The 19,145-nt window shown below is 60.0% G+C and carries 16 protein-coding genes; 5 read left to right on the top strand and 11 right to left on the bottom strand.

All coding sequences use genetic code 11. From position 1 onward, the window contains the following. The 10 genes from ACM6IP_RS20190 to rpsB form a co-directional block, all read right to left on the bottom strand. Positions 1–504, bottom strand: a complete 504-nt coding sequence (locus ACM6IP_RS20190; RefSeq protein ID WP_095166801.1) for an OmpH family outer membrane protein — start codon at positions 502–504, stop codon at positions 1–3. A 45-nt stretch (positions 505–549) separates the two neighbouring features. Beyond that, entirely contained in the window at positions 550–2,937 is a 2,388-nt protein-coding gene (bamA, locus tag ACM6IP_RS20195; protein ID WP_414862158.1) for an outer membrane protein assembly factor BamA, read from the bottom strand. Positions 2,938–3,009: 72 nt separating this feature from the next. After that, on the bottom strand, positions 3,010–4,362 hold the full coding sequence (rseP, locus tag ACM6IP_RS20200) for a sigma E protease regulator RseP (RefSeq protein WP_414862159.1): 1,353 nt from the start codon (positions 4,360–4,362) through the stop codon (positions 3,010–3,012). A 54-nt stretch (positions 4,363–4,416) separates the two neighbouring features. Next, on the bottom strand, positions 4,417–5,607 hold the full coding sequence (ispC, locus tag ACM6IP_RS20205) for a 1-deoxy-D-xylulose-5-phosphate reductoisomerase (protein ID WP_414862160.1): 1,191 nt from the start codon (positions 5,605–5,607) through the stop codon (positions 4,417–4,419). Continuing rightward, on the bottom strand, positions 5,604–6,410 hold the full coding sequence (locus ACM6IP_RS20210) for a phosphatidate cytidylyltransferase (RefSeq protein ID WP_414862161.1): 807 nt from the start codon (positions 6,408–6,410) through the stop codon (positions 5,604–5,606). The genes ispC and ACM6IP_RS20210 overlap by 4 nt, the downstream gene beginning before the upstream one ends. Continuing rightward, complete coding sequence (uppS, locus tag ACM6IP_RS20215) at positions 6,410–7,165, bottom strand: polyprenyl diphosphate synthase (protein WP_095166791.1); 756 nt, start codon at positions 7,163–7,165, stop codon at positions 6,410–6,412. Before uppS ends, ACM6IP_RS20210 begins: the two co-directional genes overlap by 1 nt. 13 nt (positions 7,166–7,178) lie before the next feature. Continuing rightward, positions 7,179–7,736 (bottom strand): ribosome recycling factor, encoded by a 558-nt coding sequence (gene frr / locus ACM6IP_RS20220; protein WP_095166789.1) that lies wholly within the window; start codon positions 7,734–7,736, stop codon positions 7,179–7,181. Continuing rightward, entirely contained in the window at positions 7,733–8,476 is a 744-nt protein-coding gene (pyrH, locus tag ACM6IP_RS20225) for a UMP kinase (RefSeq protein ID WP_011059526.1), read from the bottom strand. The genes frr and pyrH overlap by 4 nt, the downstream gene beginning before the upstream one ends. A gap of 209 nt (positions 8,477–8,685) precedes the next feature. Beyond that, entirely contained in the window at positions 8,686–9,549 is an 864-nt protein-coding gene (tsf, locus tag ACM6IP_RS20230) for a translation elongation factor Ts (RefSeq protein ID WP_095166787.1), read from the bottom strand. Positions 9,550–9,739: 190 nt separating this feature from the next. After that, positions 9,740–10,477: a 30S ribosomal protein S2 gene (gene rpsB / locus ACM6IP_RS20235; RefSeq protein WP_003219330.1), complete on the bottom strand. Its 738-nt coding sequence runs from the start codon at positions 10,475–10,477 to the stop codon at positions 9,740–9,742. Between the two features lie 371 nt (positions 10,478–10,848). On the opposite strand from rpsB, the gene map reads away from it, so the two are divergent. From map to dapC, 3 genes are all read left to right on the top strand, one after another. After that, positions 10,849–11,631: a type I methionyl aminopeptidase gene (map, locus tag ACM6IP_RS20240; protein ID WP_095166785.1), complete on the top strand. Its 783-nt coding sequence runs from the start codon at positions 10,849–10,851 to the stop codon at positions 11,629–11,631. 38 nt (positions 11,632–11,669) lie between these two features. Further along, positions 11,670–14,372, top strand: a complete 2,703-nt coding sequence (locus ACM6IP_RS20245) for a [protein-PII] uridylyltransferase (RefSeq protein WP_095166783.1) — start codon at positions 11,670–11,672, stop codon at positions 14,370–14,372. A gap of 163 nt (positions 14,373–14,535) precedes the next feature. Next, positions 14,536–15,735, top strand: coding sequence for a succinyldiaminopimelate transaminase (gene dapC / locus ACM6IP_RS20250; RefSeq protein WP_159994031.1), 1,200 nt, complete (start codon positions 14,536–14,538; stop codon positions 15,733–15,735). A 7-nt stretch (positions 15,736–15,742) separates the two neighbouring features. On the opposite strand, the gene ACM6IP_RS20255 is transcribed toward dapC, so the two are convergent. Further along, on the bottom strand, positions 15,743–17,374 hold the full coding sequence (locus tag ACM6IP_RS20255; RefSeq protein ID WP_414862162.1) for a Na+/H+ antiporter: 1,632 nt from the start codon (positions 17,372–17,374) through the stop codon (positions 15,743–15,745). A gap of 289 nt (positions 17,375–17,663) precedes the next feature. Between ACM6IP_RS20255 and ACM6IP_RS20260 the strand changes: the two genes are divergently transcribed. Beyond that, positions 17,664–17,972, top strand: a complete 309-nt coding sequence (locus ACM6IP_RS20260) for an arsenate reductase (RefSeq protein ID WP_232534623.1) — start codon at positions 17,664–17,666, stop codon at positions 17,970–17,972. Positions 17,973–18,005: 33 nt separating this feature from the next. Next, positions 18,006–19,040: a 2,3,4,5-tetrahydropyridine-2,6-dicarboxylate N-succinyltransferase gene (gene dapD / locus ACM6IP_RS20265; RefSeq protein WP_095166776.1), complete on the top strand. Its 1,035-nt coding sequence runs from the start codon at positions 18,006–18,008 to the stop codon at positions 19,038–19,040. Positions 19,041–19,145 lie beyond the last annotated feature (105 nt).

Below are 19,145 nucleotides of genomic sequence, written 5' to 3' on the forward strand. Positions count from 1 at the left end.
TTACTTCAGCTGATTCATGCGCTCGATAACCTGGCGGGTGATGTCGTATTGCGGCTTGACATCAATCACTGCGCCACGCTCGAAGACCAGGTCAAAAGCACCTTTCTTGATGACTTCTTCCACAGCGCTATCCAGTTTCGGCTTGAGCTGCTTGAGCATTTCACGGTCGGCAACAGCCTTGGCTTCGTTCAATTCCTTGGACTGGAACTGGAAGTCGCGGGCCTTTTGCTTGAATTCAAGCTCCAGACGCTCACGCTCGCCCTGGGCCATTTTGTCGCCACCGCTGACCAGACGATCCTGGATGCCTTTGGCACTGCTTTCCAGGGTCTTGAGCTTGCTCAGTTGTGGGCCGAACTTCTTCTCGGCGTCCACTGCGTACTTCTTCGCCGCGTCGGATTCCAGCAGCGCCATCTGGTAGTTCAGTACCGCGATTTTCATGTCGGCAAATGCCGGGGTCGCTACCAGGACAGTTGCCAGGAGAACCAATTGAGTCAACTTACGCACGATGCACTCCTACAAAATCCATTGTCGTTGTCTTGGGGCAGACGCTTAGAACGTCTGACCGAGGGAAAATTGGAACACTTGGGTTTCAGCGTTATCCGGTTCTTTCACCGGCATGGCCAGAGCAAAGCTCAAAGGACCCAATGCAGTAACCCAGGTCACGCCAATACCCACGGAGCTGGCCAGGTTGCTGAGGCTGACGTCGTTGCACTGTGTTTGGGACTTAGAACCATTGCTGTTGATGGTCTGCTCGCACTTGGAGTCGAATACGTTACCGACATCCCAGAACACGGAAGTACGTAGCGAACGTTGATCCTTGACGAATGGCAGCGGGAACAGCAGCTCGGCACCACCCTGGATCAGGACGTTACCACCAAACGGCAGCGGATCGTTGTCCGGGTCGGCAACCGTACCTTGGTTCCCCGTTTCCTTAACACCACGACTCGGGGTACTGCGAGGACCCAAGGTACTGTCCTTGAAGCCACGAACCGAGTTGAAACCACCAGCATAGTAGTTTTCGTAGAATGGCAAGCCATCCGTCGAGCCGTAGCCGTCACCGTAGCCCAGCTCGGTGTGCAGGCGCAGGGTGTAGTTATCGGTCAATGGCTGGAACAACTGACCACGGTAGTCGAGCTTGAAGAACGACAGGTCGCTGCCCGGCACCGTGGTTTCCAGGGTCACGCTCTGGGAGTGACCACGGGTGGCCAATACGCCTTTGTTCAGGGTCGACTCGGACCAACCGGCCGAAGCCTTGAAGTTCAGGTACTGGTCGCCTTCACGGTTAACGAAGTCGAAGATCTCGTCGACGGTGTACTGGCCGGTCTTGATCTTGTCTTGCTGTGCGTTCAGACCAAAGGTCAGGCGCGAAGTCTCGCTGATCGGGTAACCCACGCTGACACCGGCACCCAGGCTGTCCACGGCATAGCTGGAAACGTCGGTATCGAGCTCATCGTAGTCAGTGGTGCGATAGAAAGCGTTGTAACCCAGGCTCACGCCATCGGCTGTCCAGTAGGGGTCCACGTAGCCGAAGTTGTAGCGGCTCTGGTATTCACTGCGGGTCAAACCGATGCTGACCTTGTTACCGGTACCCAGGAAGTTGTTCTGGGTGATCGAACCACCGAGGATCAGACCGGCGCTCTGGGCAAAACCGACGCTGGCAGTGATGGAACCGGATGCTTGTTCTTCAACGCTGTAGTTGACGTCTACCTGGTCATCGACACCCGGCACGGCCGGCGTCTCGACGTTGACTTCCTTGAAGAAGCCCAGGCGCTCCAGACGGGTCTTGGACTGGTCGATCAGGTAAGTCGAAGCCCAGCCACCTTCCATCTGGCGCATTTCACGACGCAGCACTTCGTCTTCGGACTTGGTGTTGCCACGGAAGTTGATACGGTTCACGTAGGCACGTTTGCCCGGATCGACCACGAAGGTGATATCGACCGTGTGGTCTTCGTCGTGCGGCTGAGGCACGCCGTTGACGTTGGCGAAGGTGTAGCCCTCGTTACCCAGGCGACGGGTGATCAGTTCGGAGGTGGTGGTCATCAGCTTGCGCGAGAACACTTGGCCTTTCTGCACCAGCAACAGCGCCTTGACCTGGTCTTCAGGCACTTTCAGGTCGCCGCTGAGCTTCACGTCACGAACGTTGTACTTCTGGCCTTCGTTGACGTTGACGGTAATGTAGACGTGCTTCTTGTCCGGGGTGATGGACACCTGGGTCGAAGCGATATCCATGTTGATATAGCCGCGGTCCAGGTAGTAGGAGCGCAGGCGCTCGAGGTCACCGGAGAGTTTTTCACGGGCGTACTTGTCATCGTTCTTGAAGAACGACAACCAGTTGGTGGTCTTGAGTTCGAACAGGTCGATCAGGTCATCGTCGGGGAAAACCGTGTTGCCCACCACGTTGATGTGCTGGATAGCGGCAACGGTGCCTTCGTTGATGTTGACCTTCAGGCCTACGCGGTTGCGCGGCTGAGGGACCACTTCGGTATCAACGGTGGCCGAGTAGCGGCCTTGAGCCACGTACTGGCGCTGCAGTTCGTTACGCACGCCTTCGAGGGTTGCGCGCTGGAAGATTTCGCCTTCAGCCAGACCGGATTGCTTGAGGCCCTTCATCAGGTCTTCAGTGGAGATCGCCTTGTTGCCTTCGATCTCGATACTGGCGACGGAAGGACGCTCGACCACCGTGATGACCAGGACGTTGCCGTCGCGACCCAACTGGATGTCCTGGAAGAAACCGGTTTTGAACAGCGCACGAGTGGATTCGACCAGGCGACGATCATCCGCCTGCTCACCGACGTTCAACGGCAAGGCACCAAAGACGCTACCGGCGGAAACCCGCTGGAGGCCGTTGACGCGAATATCGGAGATAGTGAAGGACTCGGCGTGAACTTCGGCGATCATCAATACGGTGAGAACCGCAGTTAGCAGCAGACGTTTCATGAAGTCCTTTCTTATTCCAACTGGCAATAAAAACTGCCGCAAAATGCGGCAGATTCGCAATTCAGCGAAGCGTTACAGTCGACCCAGATCGTTGACCAAGGCAAGCAACATCACCCCGACCACCAAACTGATACCGATCTGTATCCCCCAACCTTGCACCCGATCCGACAAGGGACGACCACGCGCCCACTCGATCAGATAAAACAACAAATGCCCCCCATCCAGTACAGGAATGGGCAACAAATTCAGAACCCCCAGGCTAATACTCAGATAAGCAAGGAAATTCAGGAAATCAGCGACGCCCGACTGGGCAGAAGCGCCCGCCACTTTAGCAATGGTTATCGGTCCACTCAAGTTTTTTACCGAGAGCTCGCCGAACAACATTTTCTTCAGCGAATCGAGGGTCAGCACACTCATGGTCCAGGTGCGCCGCGCCCCTTCGCCAATGGCCGCTACAGGACCGAAGCTGACCTCACGAATCATCGTTGGTGGCCAATCGACAGCTTTCACCCCCGCCCCCAGGTAACCGGTGGCGGCCTTGCCGTCACCTCGGACCGCCAGGGTCACAGGGACGTCGATTTGAGCACCGTCGCGCTCGACCTGCAGCACAATTTTGGTTTCAGGACGTACACGCACCCAATCGACCACTTGCTGCCAATCCGTCAGCGCCTGGCCATCGAGCTTCAACAGCCGGTCGCCGGTTTTCAGGCCTGCCGCCTGGGCCGGCCCCTTGGGATCGAGCTCAGCCAGGACCGGCGGCAAGGCCGGACGCCATGGACGAATGCCGAGGGAGCGAATCGGATCAGGCTCATCGGCGCCCTTGAGCCACTTGTCCAGAATCAGTTCACGGGGGGTATCGGCAGTGGAGCCCTCCTCGCGCACCAAAAACTGCACCGCACCACTCTCACCCAGGCGGCGCACCAGTTGCAGATTGACGGCGGCCCAACCGGAAGTGGCCTCACCATCGACGGCGACGATTTCCTGGCCCGGACTCAAGCCGGCCTTGGCGGCGATACTGCCGATTTCAACTGCGCCAATCACCGGGCGCACCTGCTCGGTACCGAGCATGGCCAGGACCCAGAAGAACACCAGGGCCAGCAGGAAGTTGGCAATAGGGCCGGCAGCAACGATAGCGATACGCTGGCGAACCGACTTGCGATTGAAGGATTGCTCCAATTGATCAGCCGGCACGTCGCCTTCACGCTCATCGAGCATTTTCACGTAGCCACCCAGCGGAATGGCGGCAATCACAAATTCGGTGCCCTGGCGATCGTGCCAGCGTATCAACGGCATGCCGAAGCCTACGGAAAAACGCAGGACCTTGACGCCACAACGACGCGCGACCCAGAAGTGGCCGAATTCATGGAAGGTGACCAGCACACCCAGGGCTACCAGGGTGCCGACAATCATATAGAGCGCGCTCATCTACTTTCTCCGCAATCCTATTCAGCGCTGGCGCCGGCAAACCTGCCGCAACACCTATCGCCCGTGGCGGCTCAACCAACGCTGCGCCAGTACACGCGCTTTCGCGTCCGCCGTAAACACTGCCTCGAGATCCGCCACAGCCACCACCGGCTCAAGGTTCAATACTTCCTCGATGATACTCGCGATCTCCAGGTAGCGGACACGCCCATCCAGAAAGGCGGCAACCGCCACTTCGTTGGCCGCATTCAACATGGCCGGCGCGCTGTTACCCGCCTCGGCCGCCTGGCGTGCCAGGCGCAGGCACGGGAAACGCTCTTCGTCGGGTGCCTGGAAATCCAGGCGCGCGATAGCAAACAGATCAAGCGGCGCCACACCGGAGTCAATCCGCTCAGGCCAGGCCAGCGCATTGGCGATGGGTGTGCGCATGTCCGGGTTGCCCAACTGGGCCAGCACCGAACCGTCCACGTAGTCGACCAGCGAGTGAATCACGCTCTGCGGGTGGATCACCACTTCGACCTGTGAGGGCTTGGCATCGAACAGCCAACAGGCCTCGATCAACTCCAGACCCTTATTCATCATGCTCGCCGAGTCGACCGAAATCTTGCGCCCCATCGACCAGTTGGGATGGGCGCAAGCTTGATCCGGCGTGACATGTGCCAGCTCGGCCAGGGCGGTCTGGCGGAACGGGCCGCCCGATGCAGTCAGCAGAATCCGCCGCACCCCGACATTGCCCAGCCCGCGGGAAAAGTCCGTAGGCATGCACTGGAAGATCGCATTGTGCTCACTGTCGATCGGCAACAATACCGAACCGCTCTTGTGCACCGCCTGCATGAACAAGGCGCCGGACATCACCAGCGCCTCCTTGTTGGCCAGCAGGATCTTCTTGCCAGCTTCCACTGCCGCCAGGGTCGGGCGCAGTCCTGCCGCACCGACTATCGCCGCCATCACCGCATCCACTTCGGGATCGGCAGCCACCTGGCACAACCCCTCCTCCCCCACCAGCACACGGGTCGGCAGGCCAGCAGCCCGCAGATCGTCCTGCAGACGCCGCGCCGCTTCAGGTTGCGGGACCACGGCAAAACGCGGCACGTGACGGATGCACAAGGCCAGCAACTCACTAAGGCGCGAGAAGCCACTCAAGGCAAAGACCTGGAAACGCTCCGGGTGGCGAGCGATGACGTCCAGGGTGCTCAGGCCTATGGAGCCGGTCGCACCGAGGACGGTGATCTGTTGTGGCCGGCTCACGGTGCGGCCATCCACAACAGCACGGCAAACAAGGGGATTGCAGCGGTCAGGCTGTCGATTCGATCCAGCACACCGCCGTGACCCGGCAGCAGGTTACTGCTGTCCTTGATCCCGGCCTGACGCTTGAACATGCTTTCGGTCAGGTCACCGACCACCGAGATGAACACGATGATAGCCGCGCCGACCAGGCCCATGAGCAACTGGCCCACGCTCCAGTCGCGTACCAGGCCGACGACCAGGGTAATCACCAAGCTCAACAGCAGGCCGCCATACACCCCTTCCCAGCTCTTGCCAGGACTGACCAGCGGCGCCAGCTTGCGCTTGCCGAAGGCCCGGCCGGAGAAGTAAGCGCCGATGTCCGCGCCCCAGACCAGCACCATGACCGCCATGATCAGCCAGTTGCCCAGCGGGTATTGCTTGATCAGCACCAGGCCTTGCCAGGCCGGCAACAGGATCAGCAGACCGATCACCAGCTTGCAGGCGGCACTCGCCCAATGCTCGCTGGTCTTGGGGTAGGTCAGCACCAGGAAGGTCGCCACGCCCCACCACAGCACGGCTGCGCCCAACACCCAAGGCGCAAGCCCGGGTACCAGATGCAGGACCAGCAGCATCGCGGCCACTACAGCCCCGTAGGCGACACGCATCGACTGCGCCTCGAAGCCCGCCAGGCGCGCCCATTCCCACGCGCCCAGGGTTACCACCAGACCGATGAACAGCGCAAAAGCGGAACCTTCGAGCAGGAAAAACCCGCACAGGGCGATTGGCAGCAGGATCAGTGCCGTGATGATTCGTTGTTTAAGCATTAAACCCGGGCTCCAGCTTCGACCTGTTCGCTCGTTTTACCGAAGCGACGTTGGCGAGAAGCGAAATCGGCCAGTGCAGTGCGCATGGCTTCGTGTTTGAAGTCCGGCCAGAACAGGTCGGAGAAGTACAACTCGGAATAGGCCATCTGCCACAACAGGAAGTTGCTGATGCGATGCTCGCCACCGGTGCGAATACACAGGTCCGGCAACGGCAGGTCGCCTGTGGACAGGCAGGTCTGCAGCAAATCCGGGGTGATGTCGTCCGGCCGCAGGTGGCCGGCCTGAACTTCTCGCGCCAGACGCTGCGCAGCCTGGGCAATGTCCCACTGACCGCCATAGTTGGCGGCGATTTGCAGGACAAAACGATTGGCCCCGGCCGTCATCGCCTCGGCTTCACGCATGGCTGCCTGAAGCTCCGGATGAAAGCGCGAGCGATCGCCAATGATGCGCAAGGAAATGTTGTTGTCGTTGAGGCGCTTGGCCTCACGACGCAACGCCTTGAAGAACAGGTCCATCAAGGCACTGACTTCATCGGCCGGGCGCTGCCAGTTTTCACTGGAAAACGCGAACAGGGTCAGGACTTCCACCCCCGATTCCGCGCACACCTCGATTACGGCGCGCACAGCATCGACGCCCGCCTTGTGCCCGGCAACGCCGGGCAAGAAACGTTTTTTTGCCCAGCGATTATTGCCGTCCATGATGATCGCGACATGTCGCGGCACCGTGGACAGCGCAGGCTGCTTGGTCTTTTCCATGAAAGCGCGACCCTTATACGGCCATCAAATCCGCTTCTTTTTGCTTGGTCGCTGCGTCGATTTCGGCCTCAGCCTTGTCGGTCAGCTTCTGGATATCAGCAGCGGCACGACGCTCTTCGTCTTCGCTGATTTCCTTGTCCTTGACCAGTTTCTTCAGGTCGCCCAGTGCATCACGACGAATGTTGCGCACGGCAACACGAGCATCTTCAGCTGCGCTACGCGCCTGCTTGGTGAAGCCCTTGCGGGTTTCTTCAGTCAGAGCCGGCATGGAGATCAACAGCAGCTCGCCCAGGTTCGTCGGGTTGAGGTTCAAACCTGCACTTTGGATCGCCTTGTCGACTGCCGCGAGCATATTGCGCTCAAACGCCACGACCTGAAGGGTCCGGGAGTCTTTTACCGTGATGTTGGCCACTTGGGTGATGGAAGTGTCCGTGCCGTAGTACGGCACCATCACGCTACCCAGGATGCTTGGGTGAGCCTTGCCGGTACGAATCTGACCAAATGCATGGTTCAGAGAGTCCAGCGATTTCTGCATGCGCTCTTGAGCGTCTTTCTTGATTTCGTTGATCATTGTTCGCCTTCCTCGATCAGAGTCCCTTCAGCGCCGCCATGTACGATGTTCAGCAGGGCGCCGGGCTTGTTCATGTTAAATACGCGCAGCGGCATCTTGTGGTCGCGGCACAGGCAGATAGCCGTCAGGTCCATGACACCCAGCTTGCGATCCAGTACTTCATCGTAGGTCAGATGATCGAACTTCTCGGCATGTGGGTCTTTGAATGGATCTGCGGTGTACACACCGTCAACCTTGGTCGCTTTGAGCACGACGTCGGCATCGATTTCGATCGCGCGCAGGCAGGCAGCCGAATCGGTGGTGAAGAACGGGTTGCCGGTACCGGCCGCGAAGATCACCACTTCCTTGGAGTTGAGGTGACGCATGGCTTTGCGGCGATCGTAGTGATCGGTCACGCCAACCATGGAGATGGCCGACATCACGATGGCCGAGATATTCGCACGTTCCAGCGCGTCGCGCATGGCCAGGGCGTTCATCACAGTGGCCAGCATGCCCATGTGGTCGCCAGTGACCCGATCCATGCCGGCCGCACTCAGTGCCGCGCCGCGGAACAGGTTGCCGCCACCGATCACCAGGCCGACCTGGACGCCGATACCGACCAACTGGCCGACTTCCAGCGCCATGCGATCCAGGACCTTGGGATCGATCCCGAACTCTTCGGAGCCCATCAAGGCCTCGCCGCTAAGCTTGAGTAGAATGCGTTTATAGCGAGCCTGATAACCACTGCCCTGCTGAGCCATTGCGAATCTCTCCTGCGGCGTATTTTAAAAAATTCTGTGCTGGCTGTTTACAGCCTGCGTTTACTCTAGCTTGACGCTATCACAGCGCCATCAGAACACGGCTTTGTAAGCCAGTTCCGAAGGGAAGCCAAATAAAATCGACCTCCCATTTGAAAAGAGGCTGCGCGCGTGAGCGGGCAGCCTCTTTCGGGCGACAGTTGAAAACTGTCTTATTGCTTGGCAGCAGCCAGCTGGGCAGCAACTTCTTCAGCGAAGTTGTCGACCGGCTTCTCGATGCCTTCGCCTACTTTGAAGTAAGTGAAGGAAACGATTTCAGCACCGGCTTTCTTGGCCAGTTCGCCAACCTTGATTTCAGGGTTCTTGACGAACGCCTGCTCAACCAGGCTTGCTTCAGCCAGGAACTTGCTGATACGGCCTTTGACCATGTTCTCAACAATGTTTTCTGGCTTGCCTTTGATTTTTTCTTCGTTCAGCTGCAGGAACACGGCTTTTTCGCGCTCGATCGCTTCAGCGGAAACTTCCGATGGCAGCAGGAACTCAGGGTTGCTAGCAGCTACGTGCATAGCGATGTCCTTGGCCAGCTCAACGTTGCCGCCTTTCAGAACAACAGCTACACCGATCTTGTTGCCGTGCAGGTAACCACCAACCACATCACCTTCAACGCGAGCCAGGCGACGGATGTTGACGTTTTCGCCAACCTTGCCGACCAATACCAGGCGAGCAGCTTCTTGAGCTTCGATCAGCGGAGCGACGTCAGTCAGCTTGTCGGCGAACGCTTTTTCAACGCTTGCAGCAACAAATGCCTTGAAGTCGTCCTGCAGAGCCAGGAAGTCAGTCTGCGAGTTCACTTCCAGCAGGACTGCGGATTTACCGTCTTCCTTCAGGGCGATAGCGCCTTCAGCAGCAACGTTGCCTGCTTTTTTGGCAGCCTTGATGGCGCCCGAAGCACGCATGTCATCAATGGCTTTCTCGATGTCGCCGCCAGCCTTGGTCAAGGCCTTTTTGCAGTCCATCATGCCTTCGCCAGTACGCTCGCGCAGTTCTTTGACCAACGCTGCAGTAATCTCTGCCATTTTCAAATTCCTCTTGGATAGGTTTTCAACCATTCCACCCGATCGAACGGGCGTTCAATTCTTCTCGATCCACCCTTTGTTAGCTGCCGCACGTTACAAAAAGGCAGTGGGCGCCGACAAATGGTTTTCGAGGTGGCAAAAAGGGGGCCAAGCCCCCTTTTTGCTTACTGAGTCAACGCCAAGGCGTCAATTACTCAGCTGCTGCTACCGGAGCTTCTTCTACGAACTGCTCGGTGCCGCCAGCAACGTGGTTGCGACCGCGGATTACAGCGTCAGCCATCGAACCCATGTACAGCTGGATAGCGCGGATTGCGTCATCGTTGCCTGGGATGATGTAGTCAACGCCTTCCGGGCTGCTGTTGGTATCGACTACGCCGATAACCGGGATGCCCAGCTTGTTGGCTTCGGTGATCGCGATGCGCTCGTGATCAACGTCGATAACGAACAGTGCGTCAGGCAGACCGCCCATGTCCTTGATACCACCCAGGGAACGATCGAGCTTTTCCAGGTCACGAGTGCGCATCAGCGCTTCTTTCTTGGTCAGCTTGGCGAAAGTACCGTCTTCGGCTTGCACTTCAAGGTCACGCAGACGCTTGATGGAAGCACGGATGGTTTTGAAGTTGGTCAGCATGCCGCCCAACCAGCGGTGATCGACGTACGGCGAACCGCAACGTGCTGCTTCTTCAGCAACGATCTTGCCAGCGGAACGCTTGGTGCCGACGAACAGAATCTTGTTTTTGCCCTGGGCCAGACGCTCTACGAAAGTCAGAGCTTCGTTGAACATTGGCAGGGTTTTTTCAAGGTTGATGATGTGGATCTTGTTACGCGCGCCGAAAATGTATTTACCCATTTTCGGGTTCCAGTAACGGGTCTGGTGACCGAAGTGCACACCGGCCTTCAGCATATCGCGCATGTTGACTTGGGACATGATAGTTCCTTAATAAGTCGGGTTTGGCCTCCACGTATCCCAATGACCAACCAGCAGCTTCAGCTGAAGGCACCCAGGTCATCGTGTCGACACGTGTGTGGATTTAAGCCTTTCGGGGCATCCCCGGAAAGCGGCGCATTTTATACCACAGCAAGGCTGAAAACGGAACCCGGTTTCTCAAAACCGGGCCAGCGCAGGTGTTCCAGCCCTTGGAATCGCTCCAGAATGCGCCATTCTATAGAGAGAAGCGATGCATGCCGCCACGGATTTGCCGTGATCGTCTGTTAGAATCGCCTTTTTCAGGCCTGCGCACCGCATCACGCAGAGCCCATTCCGTATAGCAAGCGCCACTGAGCGTAGAGAGAGCCTGTATGACCGTCACCCTCAAAACCCCAGAGGACATCGCCAAAATGCGTATCGCCGGCAAACTCGCCGCCGATGTGCTGGAAATGATTGCCGAACACGTCAAGCCCGGGATCACCACCGAAGAGCTCGACCGCATCTGCCACGACTACATCGTCAACGAGCAGCAGGCCATCCCTGCCCCGCTCAACTACAAAGGCTTCCCGAAGTCGATCTGCACCTCGATCAACCATGTGGTCTGCCACGGCATCCCGAACGAGAAAGCCCTGAAAGACGGCGACACCCTGAACATCGACGTCACGGTGATCAAGGACGGCTACCACGGCGACACCAGCCGCATGTTCCACGTCGGCAGCGTGCCGGTCTGGGCCGAGCGCCTGTCCCAGGTCACCCAGGAATGCATGTACAAAGCCATCGAGATCGTCAAACCCGGCTGCCGCCTGGGCGATATCGGCGAAGTGATCCAGAAGCACGCTGAAAAGAACGGTTTCTCGGTCGTGCGCGAGTTCTGCGGCCACGGCATCGGCAAGGTGTTCCACGAAGAGCCACAAATCCTGCACTACGGCCGTGCCGGTACCGGCATGGAACTGCAAGCCGGCATGACCTTCACCATCGAGCCGATGATCAACCAGGGCAAGGCCGACACCAAGGTCCTGGGCGATGGCTGGACCGCCATCACCAAGGACCGCAAGCTCTCGGCCCAGTGGGAACACACCCTGCTGGTGACCGAGACCGGCTACGAAATCTTCACCTTGCGCAGCGATGACACCATCCCTCGCGTTTCCGCCTGACCTGCCGTTCCCAGCCTTATAGAAAGGAAAGCCAATCGATGCCGCAGGTGGATCCCGAACTCTTCGACCGCGGCCAGTTCCAGGCTGAACTGGCCCTGAAGGCAAGCCCGATTGCGGCTTTCAAGAAGGCCATCCGCCAGGCTCGCGAGGTGCTGGATACGCGCTTTCGCAGTGGCCGGGACATTCGCCGGCTGATCGAGGATCGTGCCTGGTTCGTCGACAACATCCTGCAAAAGGCCTGGGACCAGTTCGACTGGAGCGAAGACGCCGACATCGCGCTGGTCGCGGTCGGCGGCTACGGCCGGGGCGAGCTGCACCCCTATTCCGATATCGACCTGCTGATCCTGCTGGACAGCGCCGATCACGAAGTTTTCCGCGACTCCATCGAACGCTTCCTGACCCTGCTGTGGGACATCGGCCTGGAAGTAGGCCAGAGCGTGCGCTCGGTGGACGAGTGCGCAGTGGAAGCCCGCGCCGACCTGACGGTTGTCACCAACCTCATGGAAAGCCGCACCATTGCCGGCCCCGAGCACTTGCGCCAGCGCATGCTCGAGGTCACCAGCACCGCACACATGTGGCCAGCCAAGGAGTTCTTCCTGGCCAAGCGCGCCGAACAGAAAGCCCGTCACCACAAGTACAACGACACCGAATACAACCTGGAACCCAACGTCAAAGGCTCGCCCGGCGGCCTGCGGGATATCCAGACGATCTTGTGGGTAGCCCGCCGCCAGTACGGCACCCTGAACCTGCGCGCCCTGGCTGGCGAAGGTTTCCTGGTGGAGAGCGAGAACGCCCTGCTGGCCTCCTCCCAGGAGTTCCTGTGGAAAGTCCGCTACGCCCTGCACATGCTCGCCGGACGCTCGGAAGACCGCCTGCTGTTCGACCACCAGCGTTCGATCGCCGGCCTGCTGGGGTTTCAAGGTGAAGACGCCAAGCACGCCATCGAAAATTTCATGCAGCAGTACTATCGGGTCGTCATGAGCATTGCCCAGCTCAGCGACCTGATCATCCAGCACTTCGAGGAAATCATCCTCGCCCCGGCCGACGAAGCGCCGCCGCAGCCGATCAACTCGCGCTTCCAGCTGCATGACGGCTACATCGAGGCCATCAACACCAACGTGTTCAAGCGCACGCCGTTTGCCATGCTGGAAATCTTCGTGCTGATGGCCCAGCAGCCGGAAATCAAGGGCGTACGCGCCGATACCATTCGCTTGCTGCGCGAACACCGGCACCTGATCGACGACACCTTCCGCAACGACATCCGCAACACCAGCCTGTTTATCGAACTGTTCAAGTGCAAGATCGGTATCCACCGCAACCTGCGACGGATGAACCGCTACGGCATCCTCGGCCGCTACTTGCCGGAGTTCGGTTTTATTGTCGGGCAGATGCAGCATGACCTGTTCCACATCTATACGGTCGATGCCCATACCCTGAACCTGATCAAACACCTGCGTAAGCTGCAGTACACCCAGGTGTCCGAAAAATTCCCGCTGGCCAGCAAGCTCATGGCCAAGCTGCCCAAGCCGGAGCTGATCTACCTGGCCGGGCTGTACCACGATATCGGCAAAGGCCGGCATGGCGACCATTCCGACATCGGCGCGGTGGACGCGGAAGCCTTCTGCCAGCGCCATCAGCTCCCTGCCTGGGACAGCCGCCTGATCGTCTGGCTGGTGCAAAACCACCTGGTAATGTCGACCACCGCCCAGCGCAAGGACCTGTCCGACCCGCAGGTGATCCACGACTTCGCCCAGGCAGTCAGCGACGAGACCCGCCTCGACTACCTGTATGTACTGACCGTCGCGGACATCAACGCCACCAACCCGACCCTATGGAACTCCTGGCGCGCCAGCCTGTTGCGCCAACTCTACACCGAGACCAAGCGCGCCTTGCGCCGTGGCCTGGAAAACCCGGTAGACCGCGAGGAGCAGATTCGCCAGACCCAAAGCGCGGCCCTGGACATCCTGGTTCGCGGCGGCACCGATCCGGACGACGTCGAGCAGCTCTGGTCGCAACTGGGCGACGACTACTTCCTGCGCCACACCGCCGGCGATGTCGCCTGGCACAGTGACGCGATCCTCCAGCAACCGGCCGACGGCGGCCCGCTGGTCCTGATCAAGGAGACCACCCAGCGCGAGTTCGAAGGCGGCACGCAGATCTTCATCTATGCACCGGACCAACACGACTTCTTCGCCGTGACCGTGGCCGCGATGGACCAGCTCAACCTGAACATTCACGACGCCCGGGTCATCACCTCGACCAGCCAGTTCACCCTCGACACCTATATCGTGCTCGACACCGATGGCGACTCGATTGGCGACAACCCGGCCCGGGTCAAGCAGATCCGCGACGGCCTGACCGACGCGCTACGCAACCCGGACGACTACCCGACTATCATCCAGCGTCGGGTGCCGCGCCAGCTCAAGCATTTCGCCTTCGCGCCCCAGGTGACGATCCACAACGACGCCCACCGCCCCGTGACCGTGCTCGAGCTCAGCGCCCCGGACCGCCCGGGCCTGCTCGCGCGGATCGGCGGGATATTCCTCGAGTTCGACCTGTCGCTGCAGAACGCCAAGATCGCCACCCTCGGCGAGCGCGTGGAAGACGTGTTTTTCATTACCGACGCCCACAATCAACCGCTCTCGGACCCAGAGCTGTGCCGCCGACTGCAGGATGCAATCGTCGAGCAGTTGAGCGTCAACCAGGAACCGGATATCAAGCTGTCGCGCCTGAGCATTTGACTCCCAGCTTCCCCCTGTGGGAGCGGGCTTGCCCGCGATGGCGCCAGCACATTCAAGACCCACAGTGGCTGATCCACCGCTATCGCGGGCAAGCCCGCTCCCACGCTGGATCTGCTGCATTACACAGATTGCATTCATTTAATGACGCCATCGAGACTCACCGATGAACAACGCTCTGAACCAGCTCCAGCCCTACCCGTTCGAAAAGCTGCGCGCCCTGCTCGGTGCTGTCACGCCCAACCCTGACAAGCGCCCGATCGCCCTGTCCATCGGCGAGCCGAAACACCGCTCGCCAAGCTTCGTCGCCGAAGCCCTGGCCAGCAATCTGGAAAAAATGGCGGTATACCCGACCACCCTCGGTATCCCGCAGCTGCGTGAAGCCATCGCCGGCTGGTGCGAGCGGCGCTTCAACGTACCCGCCGGTTGGCTCGACCCGGCGCGCAACGTGTTGCCGGTCAATGGCACCCGTGAGGCACTGTTTGCTTTCACCCAGACCGTGGTCAACCGTGGCGATGACGCGCTGGTGGTCAGCCCGAACCCGTTCTACCAGATCTACGAAGGCGCCGCGTTCCTGGCCGGGGCCAAGCCGCACTACCTGCCGTGCCTGGACGAAAACGGCTTCAACCCGGATTTCGACGCTGTTTCGCCGGACATCTGGAAACGCTGCCAGATCCTGTTCCTGTGCTCGCCAGGCAACCCGACCGGTGCATTGATCCCGGTGGACATCCTGAAAAAGCTGATCGCCCTGGCTGACGAATACGACTTCGTGATTGCCGCCGACGAGTGCTACAGCGAACTGTACTTCGACGAACAAACCCCACCACCTGGCCTGCTGAGTGCCTGCGTGGAACTGGGCCGCCAGGACTTCAAGCGCTGCGTGGTATTCCACAGCCTGTCCAAGCGCTCCAACCTGCCGGGCCTGCGCTCGGGCTTCGTGGCCGGAGATGCCGAGATCCTCAAGGGCTTCTTGCTGTATCGCACCTACCACGGCTGCGCCATGCCGGTCCAAACCCAACTGGCCAGCGTTGCCGCCTGGAACGATGAAGAGCACGTGCGCGCCAACCGCACCCTGTACCGCGAGAAGTTCGACGCAGTGCTGGCGATCCTCAGCCCGGTGCTCGACGTCCAGCGCCCTGACGGCAGCTTCTACCTGTGGCCGAACGTCGGCGGCGACGACGCCGCCTTCTGCCGCGACCTGTATGTCGAGGAGCACGTGACGGTAGTGCCGGGCTCTTATCTGTCTCGCGAAGTCGACGGCTTCAACCCGGGTGCCGGTCGCGTTCGCCTGGCCCTGGTTGCGCCCCTGGCCGAATGCGTGGAAGCCGCCGAGCGGATTCGCGCCTTTATCCAGCGCCACCCGTAAGCCGGCGTCACTTCACCGGCCCCAGGTTGGCCTCGCTCAAATCGAGGTCGGCCAGCACCTCGCGCAGCACGTCATCACCGATCTGGTGATGACGACTGAGCCGGTACAACTCCAGACTCTGGGCCCGCAGCGCATTCAAGCGCAGGCGCCGCTCCAGCAAGTCCATCTGAAACGCCAGGGCCTGGGCTTCGGCGGAATCGTTGAAAACCTCCAATTGATGCCGGTACTCGGACATGATCCGCGCCTTGAGCTCGGCAGCCAGTGCAGCCTGCGCCGCATCCTGCGGATTGGCCTCCTCGGCCTCCAAGGCATGAATCGCCGCCTCGGCGGTCTTGCGCCAGGCGTCGCGCACCTCTTGCCGGCGCTTGTCGTCCGGACTCTTCGGCAGGCCGCGCAACAGCAGCGGCAAGGCGATGCAGGCCGTCACCAGGGACAACAGGATCACCCCGGCGGCAATGAAGATCAGCAGGTCGCGTTCTGGAAATGCCTCGGCGCCCATCAGCATCGGCACCGACATCACACCCGCCAGCGTCACCGCCCCGCGCACGCCACCCACCGTCAACAGCCAGCAGGAACGAGCGGTCGGCACCTCGGTCAGCTCGCCCTTGCCACGCCAGCGCCGCAACAGCACCGACAAGCGCCAGATGCTCTGCACCCAGATAAAGCGCAGCATCAGCAAAGCGAGGAAAATCGCCAGCACTTCCAGGCAACGATAAAACAGGGTCGGCCACAGCGTGCTTTCGTGACTGACCACGGCCTTGATGATGTCCGGCAGTTGCAGGCCCAATAGCAGGAAAATCAGGCCATTGAAGGCGAACTCCAGCAGCGACCAGACACTGCGATTGAGCAGCCGGGTACTGGTCTGGCGCGGCAGCAGGTCAAGCCAGCTCTGCATCATCCCCGCCGCCACCGCCGACAGAATGCCCGAGACACCCAGGCGCTCGGCCAGCACATAGGCGGCAAACGGCAGTAGTAACATGAACACCACGTGGGTCGCCGGGTCGTCCCAGCCACGGGCGATCATCCAGGCCCGCAGACGGCCGACCAGCCAACTCAGGGCCACGCCCACCAACAGCCCGCCAATCGCCACCAGGACAAAGGTCAGACTGGCATTGGCCAGGGAGAACGCTCCGGTAATGGCGGCCGCCAGGGCAAACTTGAAGGTCACCAGGCCCGAGGCATCATTCATCAGGGCCTCACCCTGCAGCATGTGCATCAAGGGCGTAGGCAAGCGGTTCTGGGAGATTGCCGAGACTGCCACGGCATCGGTCGGCGACAACACCGCCGCCAGGGCGAAGGCCACCGGCAATGGAATGCTCGGCACCAGCCAGTGAATGAAGTACCCCGCCCCGACCACGGTGAACAACACCAGCCCCACCGCCAGGGTCAAGATCGGTCCACGCAACTTCCACAGCGCCCGCTTGGGCATGCGCCAGCCATCGGAGAACAGCAGCGGCGGCAGGAACAGAAACAGGAACAGTTCGGGATCGAGCGCCACATGCAGCCCCAGTGTCGGCCACGCGAGCAGTGCCCCGGCGGCAATCTGCACCAGCGGCAACGGCAGTGGAATCACCCGGCCCACCAGACGCGAGACACTGACCAGCATCAGCAGAATGAGGACGGTATAAGCGGTTTGCATAAAACAACAGTTCCCGGACAGTCGACGTGCAACAGCACACATCAGGCAACAAGTTGCCGTTGAAGTGCCATATTAGACGCTTAAGCTAGCCTTCGACCTTTGCACAAAGGTCGCACCTGACCCGGTAACCTGTCGCACAATCGTTTTATGGCCGTCGTCGCCGACGCCGAACCCCCTCGGTCATGGCATAATCCTTCACCTTTTAGTTCCAGCACCTCCAAAGGGGGGCAATTCCTTGACCGCTTCAAGCAAAACGTTGCACCTTTTCGGCATCAAAGCCTGCGACACCATGAAAAAGGCGCGCACCTGGCTCGATGAAAACGCTGTCAGCTTTGATTTCCACGATTACAAGACGGCCGGAATCGACCGTGAACACCTGACCCAGTGGTGCAACGAGCACGGCTGGCAAGTGGTGCTCAACCGTGCAGGCACGACCTTTCGCAAACTCGACGACGAACGCAAAGCCGATCTCGACCAGGCGAAAGCTATCGAACTGATGCTCGCACAACCCTCGATGATCAAGCGCCCGGTGCTCGATCTCGGTGACCGAACCCTGATTGGCTTCAAGCCAGATATCTACGCGGCCGCACTCAAGTAAGGCAGCCCGTTCAATTTTGTTAGAGGTAATTGCATGTCCACTACCCTGTTCAGCGTGGCCTTTGGTGTTGGTACCCAGAATCGTCAAGGCACATGGCTGGAAGTGTTTTACGCCCAACCCCTGCTCAACCCGTCGGCCGAATTGATCGCCGCCGTTGCCCCGATCCTCGGCTACACCGAAGGCAACCAGGCCATCGCGTTCACTACCGCCCAGGCCGCGCAACTGGCCGAAGCCGTGAAAGCCATCGATGCCACCCAGGCCGCCCTGCTGACCCGCCTGGCGGAAAGCCACAAGCCGCTGGTCGCCACCCTGCTGGCCGAAGACGCACAACTGAGCTCCACCCCTGAGGCCTACCTCAAACTGCACCTGCTGTCCCACCGCCTGGTCAAGCCGCACGGCCTGAACCTGGCCGGGATCTTCCCGCTGTTGCCTAACGTAGCCTGGACCAGCCAGGGCGCCATCGACCTCGGCGAACTGGCTGAACATCAACTCGAAGCGCGCCTGCGTGGCGAGTTGCTGGAAGTGTTCTCGGTGGACAAGTTCCCGAAAATGACCGACTACGTAGTGCCGGCTGGCGTGCGTATCGCTGACGCCTCGCGGATCCGCCTGGGTGCCTACGTGGGCGAAGGCACCACCGTGATGCACGAAGGTTTCGTCAACTTCAACGCCGGCACCGAAGGCCCGGGCATGATCGAAGGCCGCGTGTCGGCCGGCGTGTTCGTCGGCAAGGGTTCGGACCTGGGCGGCGGCTGCTCCACCATGGGCACCCTGTCGGGCGGCGGCAACATCGTGATCAAGGTCGGCGAAGGCTGCCTAATCGGCGCCAACGCTGGTATCGGCATTCCGTTGGGCGACCGCAACACTGTCGAGTCGGGCCTGTACGTCACCGCTGGGACCAAAGTGGCCCTGCTGGATGAAAACAACCAACTGGTCAAAGTGGTCAAGGCTCGTGAGCTGGCCGGTCAGTCCGACCTGCTGTTCCGCCGCAATTCGCAGACCGGCGCCGTGGAATGCAAGACCCACAAGTCGGCCATCGAACTGAACGAAGCGCTGCACGCTCACAACTAAGCGTCACTCGAATACCTGTGTAGGAGCGAGCATGCTCGCGATGGACGTCAACGATAACGCGGGAAAGCAGACAGCCCGCATCATCCATGCGTTTTTCGCGAGCAT

The sequence above is a fragment of the Pseudomonas sp. IT-P176 genome, assembly GCF_949767245.1.
Taxonomy (GTDB): domain Bacteria; phylum Pseudomonadota; class Gammaproteobacteria; order Pseudomonadales; family Pseudomonadaceae; genus Aquipseudomonas.

What these genes read in the sequence shown, in the direction of transcription:
- pyrH (WP_011059526.1), bottom strand. Translation starts at nt 8,476, where the DNA reads ATGGCTCAGCAGGGCAGTGGTTATCAGGCTCGCTATAAACGCATTCTA.
- rpsB (WP_003219330.1), bottom strand. Translation starts at nt 10,477, where the DNA reads ATGTCCCAAGTCAACATGCGCGATATGCTGAAGGCCGGTGTGCACTTC.
- bamA (WP_414862158.1), bottom strand. Translation starts at nt 2,937, where the DNA reads ATGAAACGTCTGCTGCTAACTGCGGTTCTCACCGTATTGATGATCGCC.
- dapD (WP_095166776.1), top strand. Translation starts at nt 18,006, where the DNA reads ATGTCCACTACCCTGTTCAGCGTGGCCTTTGGTGTTGGTACCCAGAAT.
- ACM6IP_RS20260 (WP_232534623.1), top strand. Translation starts at nt 17,664, where the DNA reads ATGAAAAAGGCGCGCACCTGGCTCGATGAAAACGCTGTCAGCTTTGAT.
- ACM6IP_RS20245 (WP_095166783.1), top strand. Translation starts at nt 11,670, where the DNA reads ATGCCGCAGGTGGATCCCGAACTCTTCGACCGCGGCCAGTTCCAGGCT.
- uppS (WP_095166791.1), bottom strand. Translation starts at nt 7,165, where the DNA reads ATGGAAAAGACCAAGCAGCCTGCGCTGTCCACGGTGCCGCGACATGTC.
- ACM6IP_RS20210 (WP_414862161.1), bottom strand. Translation starts at nt 6,410, where the DNA reads ATGCTTAAACAACGAATCATCACGGCACTGATCCTGCTGCCAATCGCC.
- map (WP_095166785.1), top strand. Translation starts at nt 10,849, where the DNA reads ATGACCGTCACCCTCAAAACCCCAGAGGACATCGCCAAAATGCGTATC.
- dapC (WP_159994031.1), top strand. Translation starts at nt 14,536, where the DNA reads ATGAACAACGCTCTGAACCAGCTCCAGCCCTACCCGTTCGAAAAGCTG.
- rseP (WP_414862159.1), bottom strand. Translation starts at nt 4,362, where the DNA reads ATGAGCGCGCTCTATATGATTGTCGGCACCCTGGTAGCCCTGGGTGTG.
- ACM6IP_RS20255 (WP_414862162.1), bottom strand. Translation starts at nt 17,374, where the DNA reads ATGCAAACCGCTTATACCGTCCTCATTCTGCTGATGCTGGTCAGTGTC.
- frr (WP_095166789.1), bottom strand. Translation starts at nt 7,736, where the DNA reads ATGATCAACGAAATCAAGAAAGACGCTCAAGAGCGCATGCAGAAATCG.
- tsf (WP_095166787.1), bottom strand. Translation starts at nt 9,549, where the DNA reads ATGGCAGAGATTACTGCAGCGTTGGTCAAAGAACTGCGCGAGCGTACT.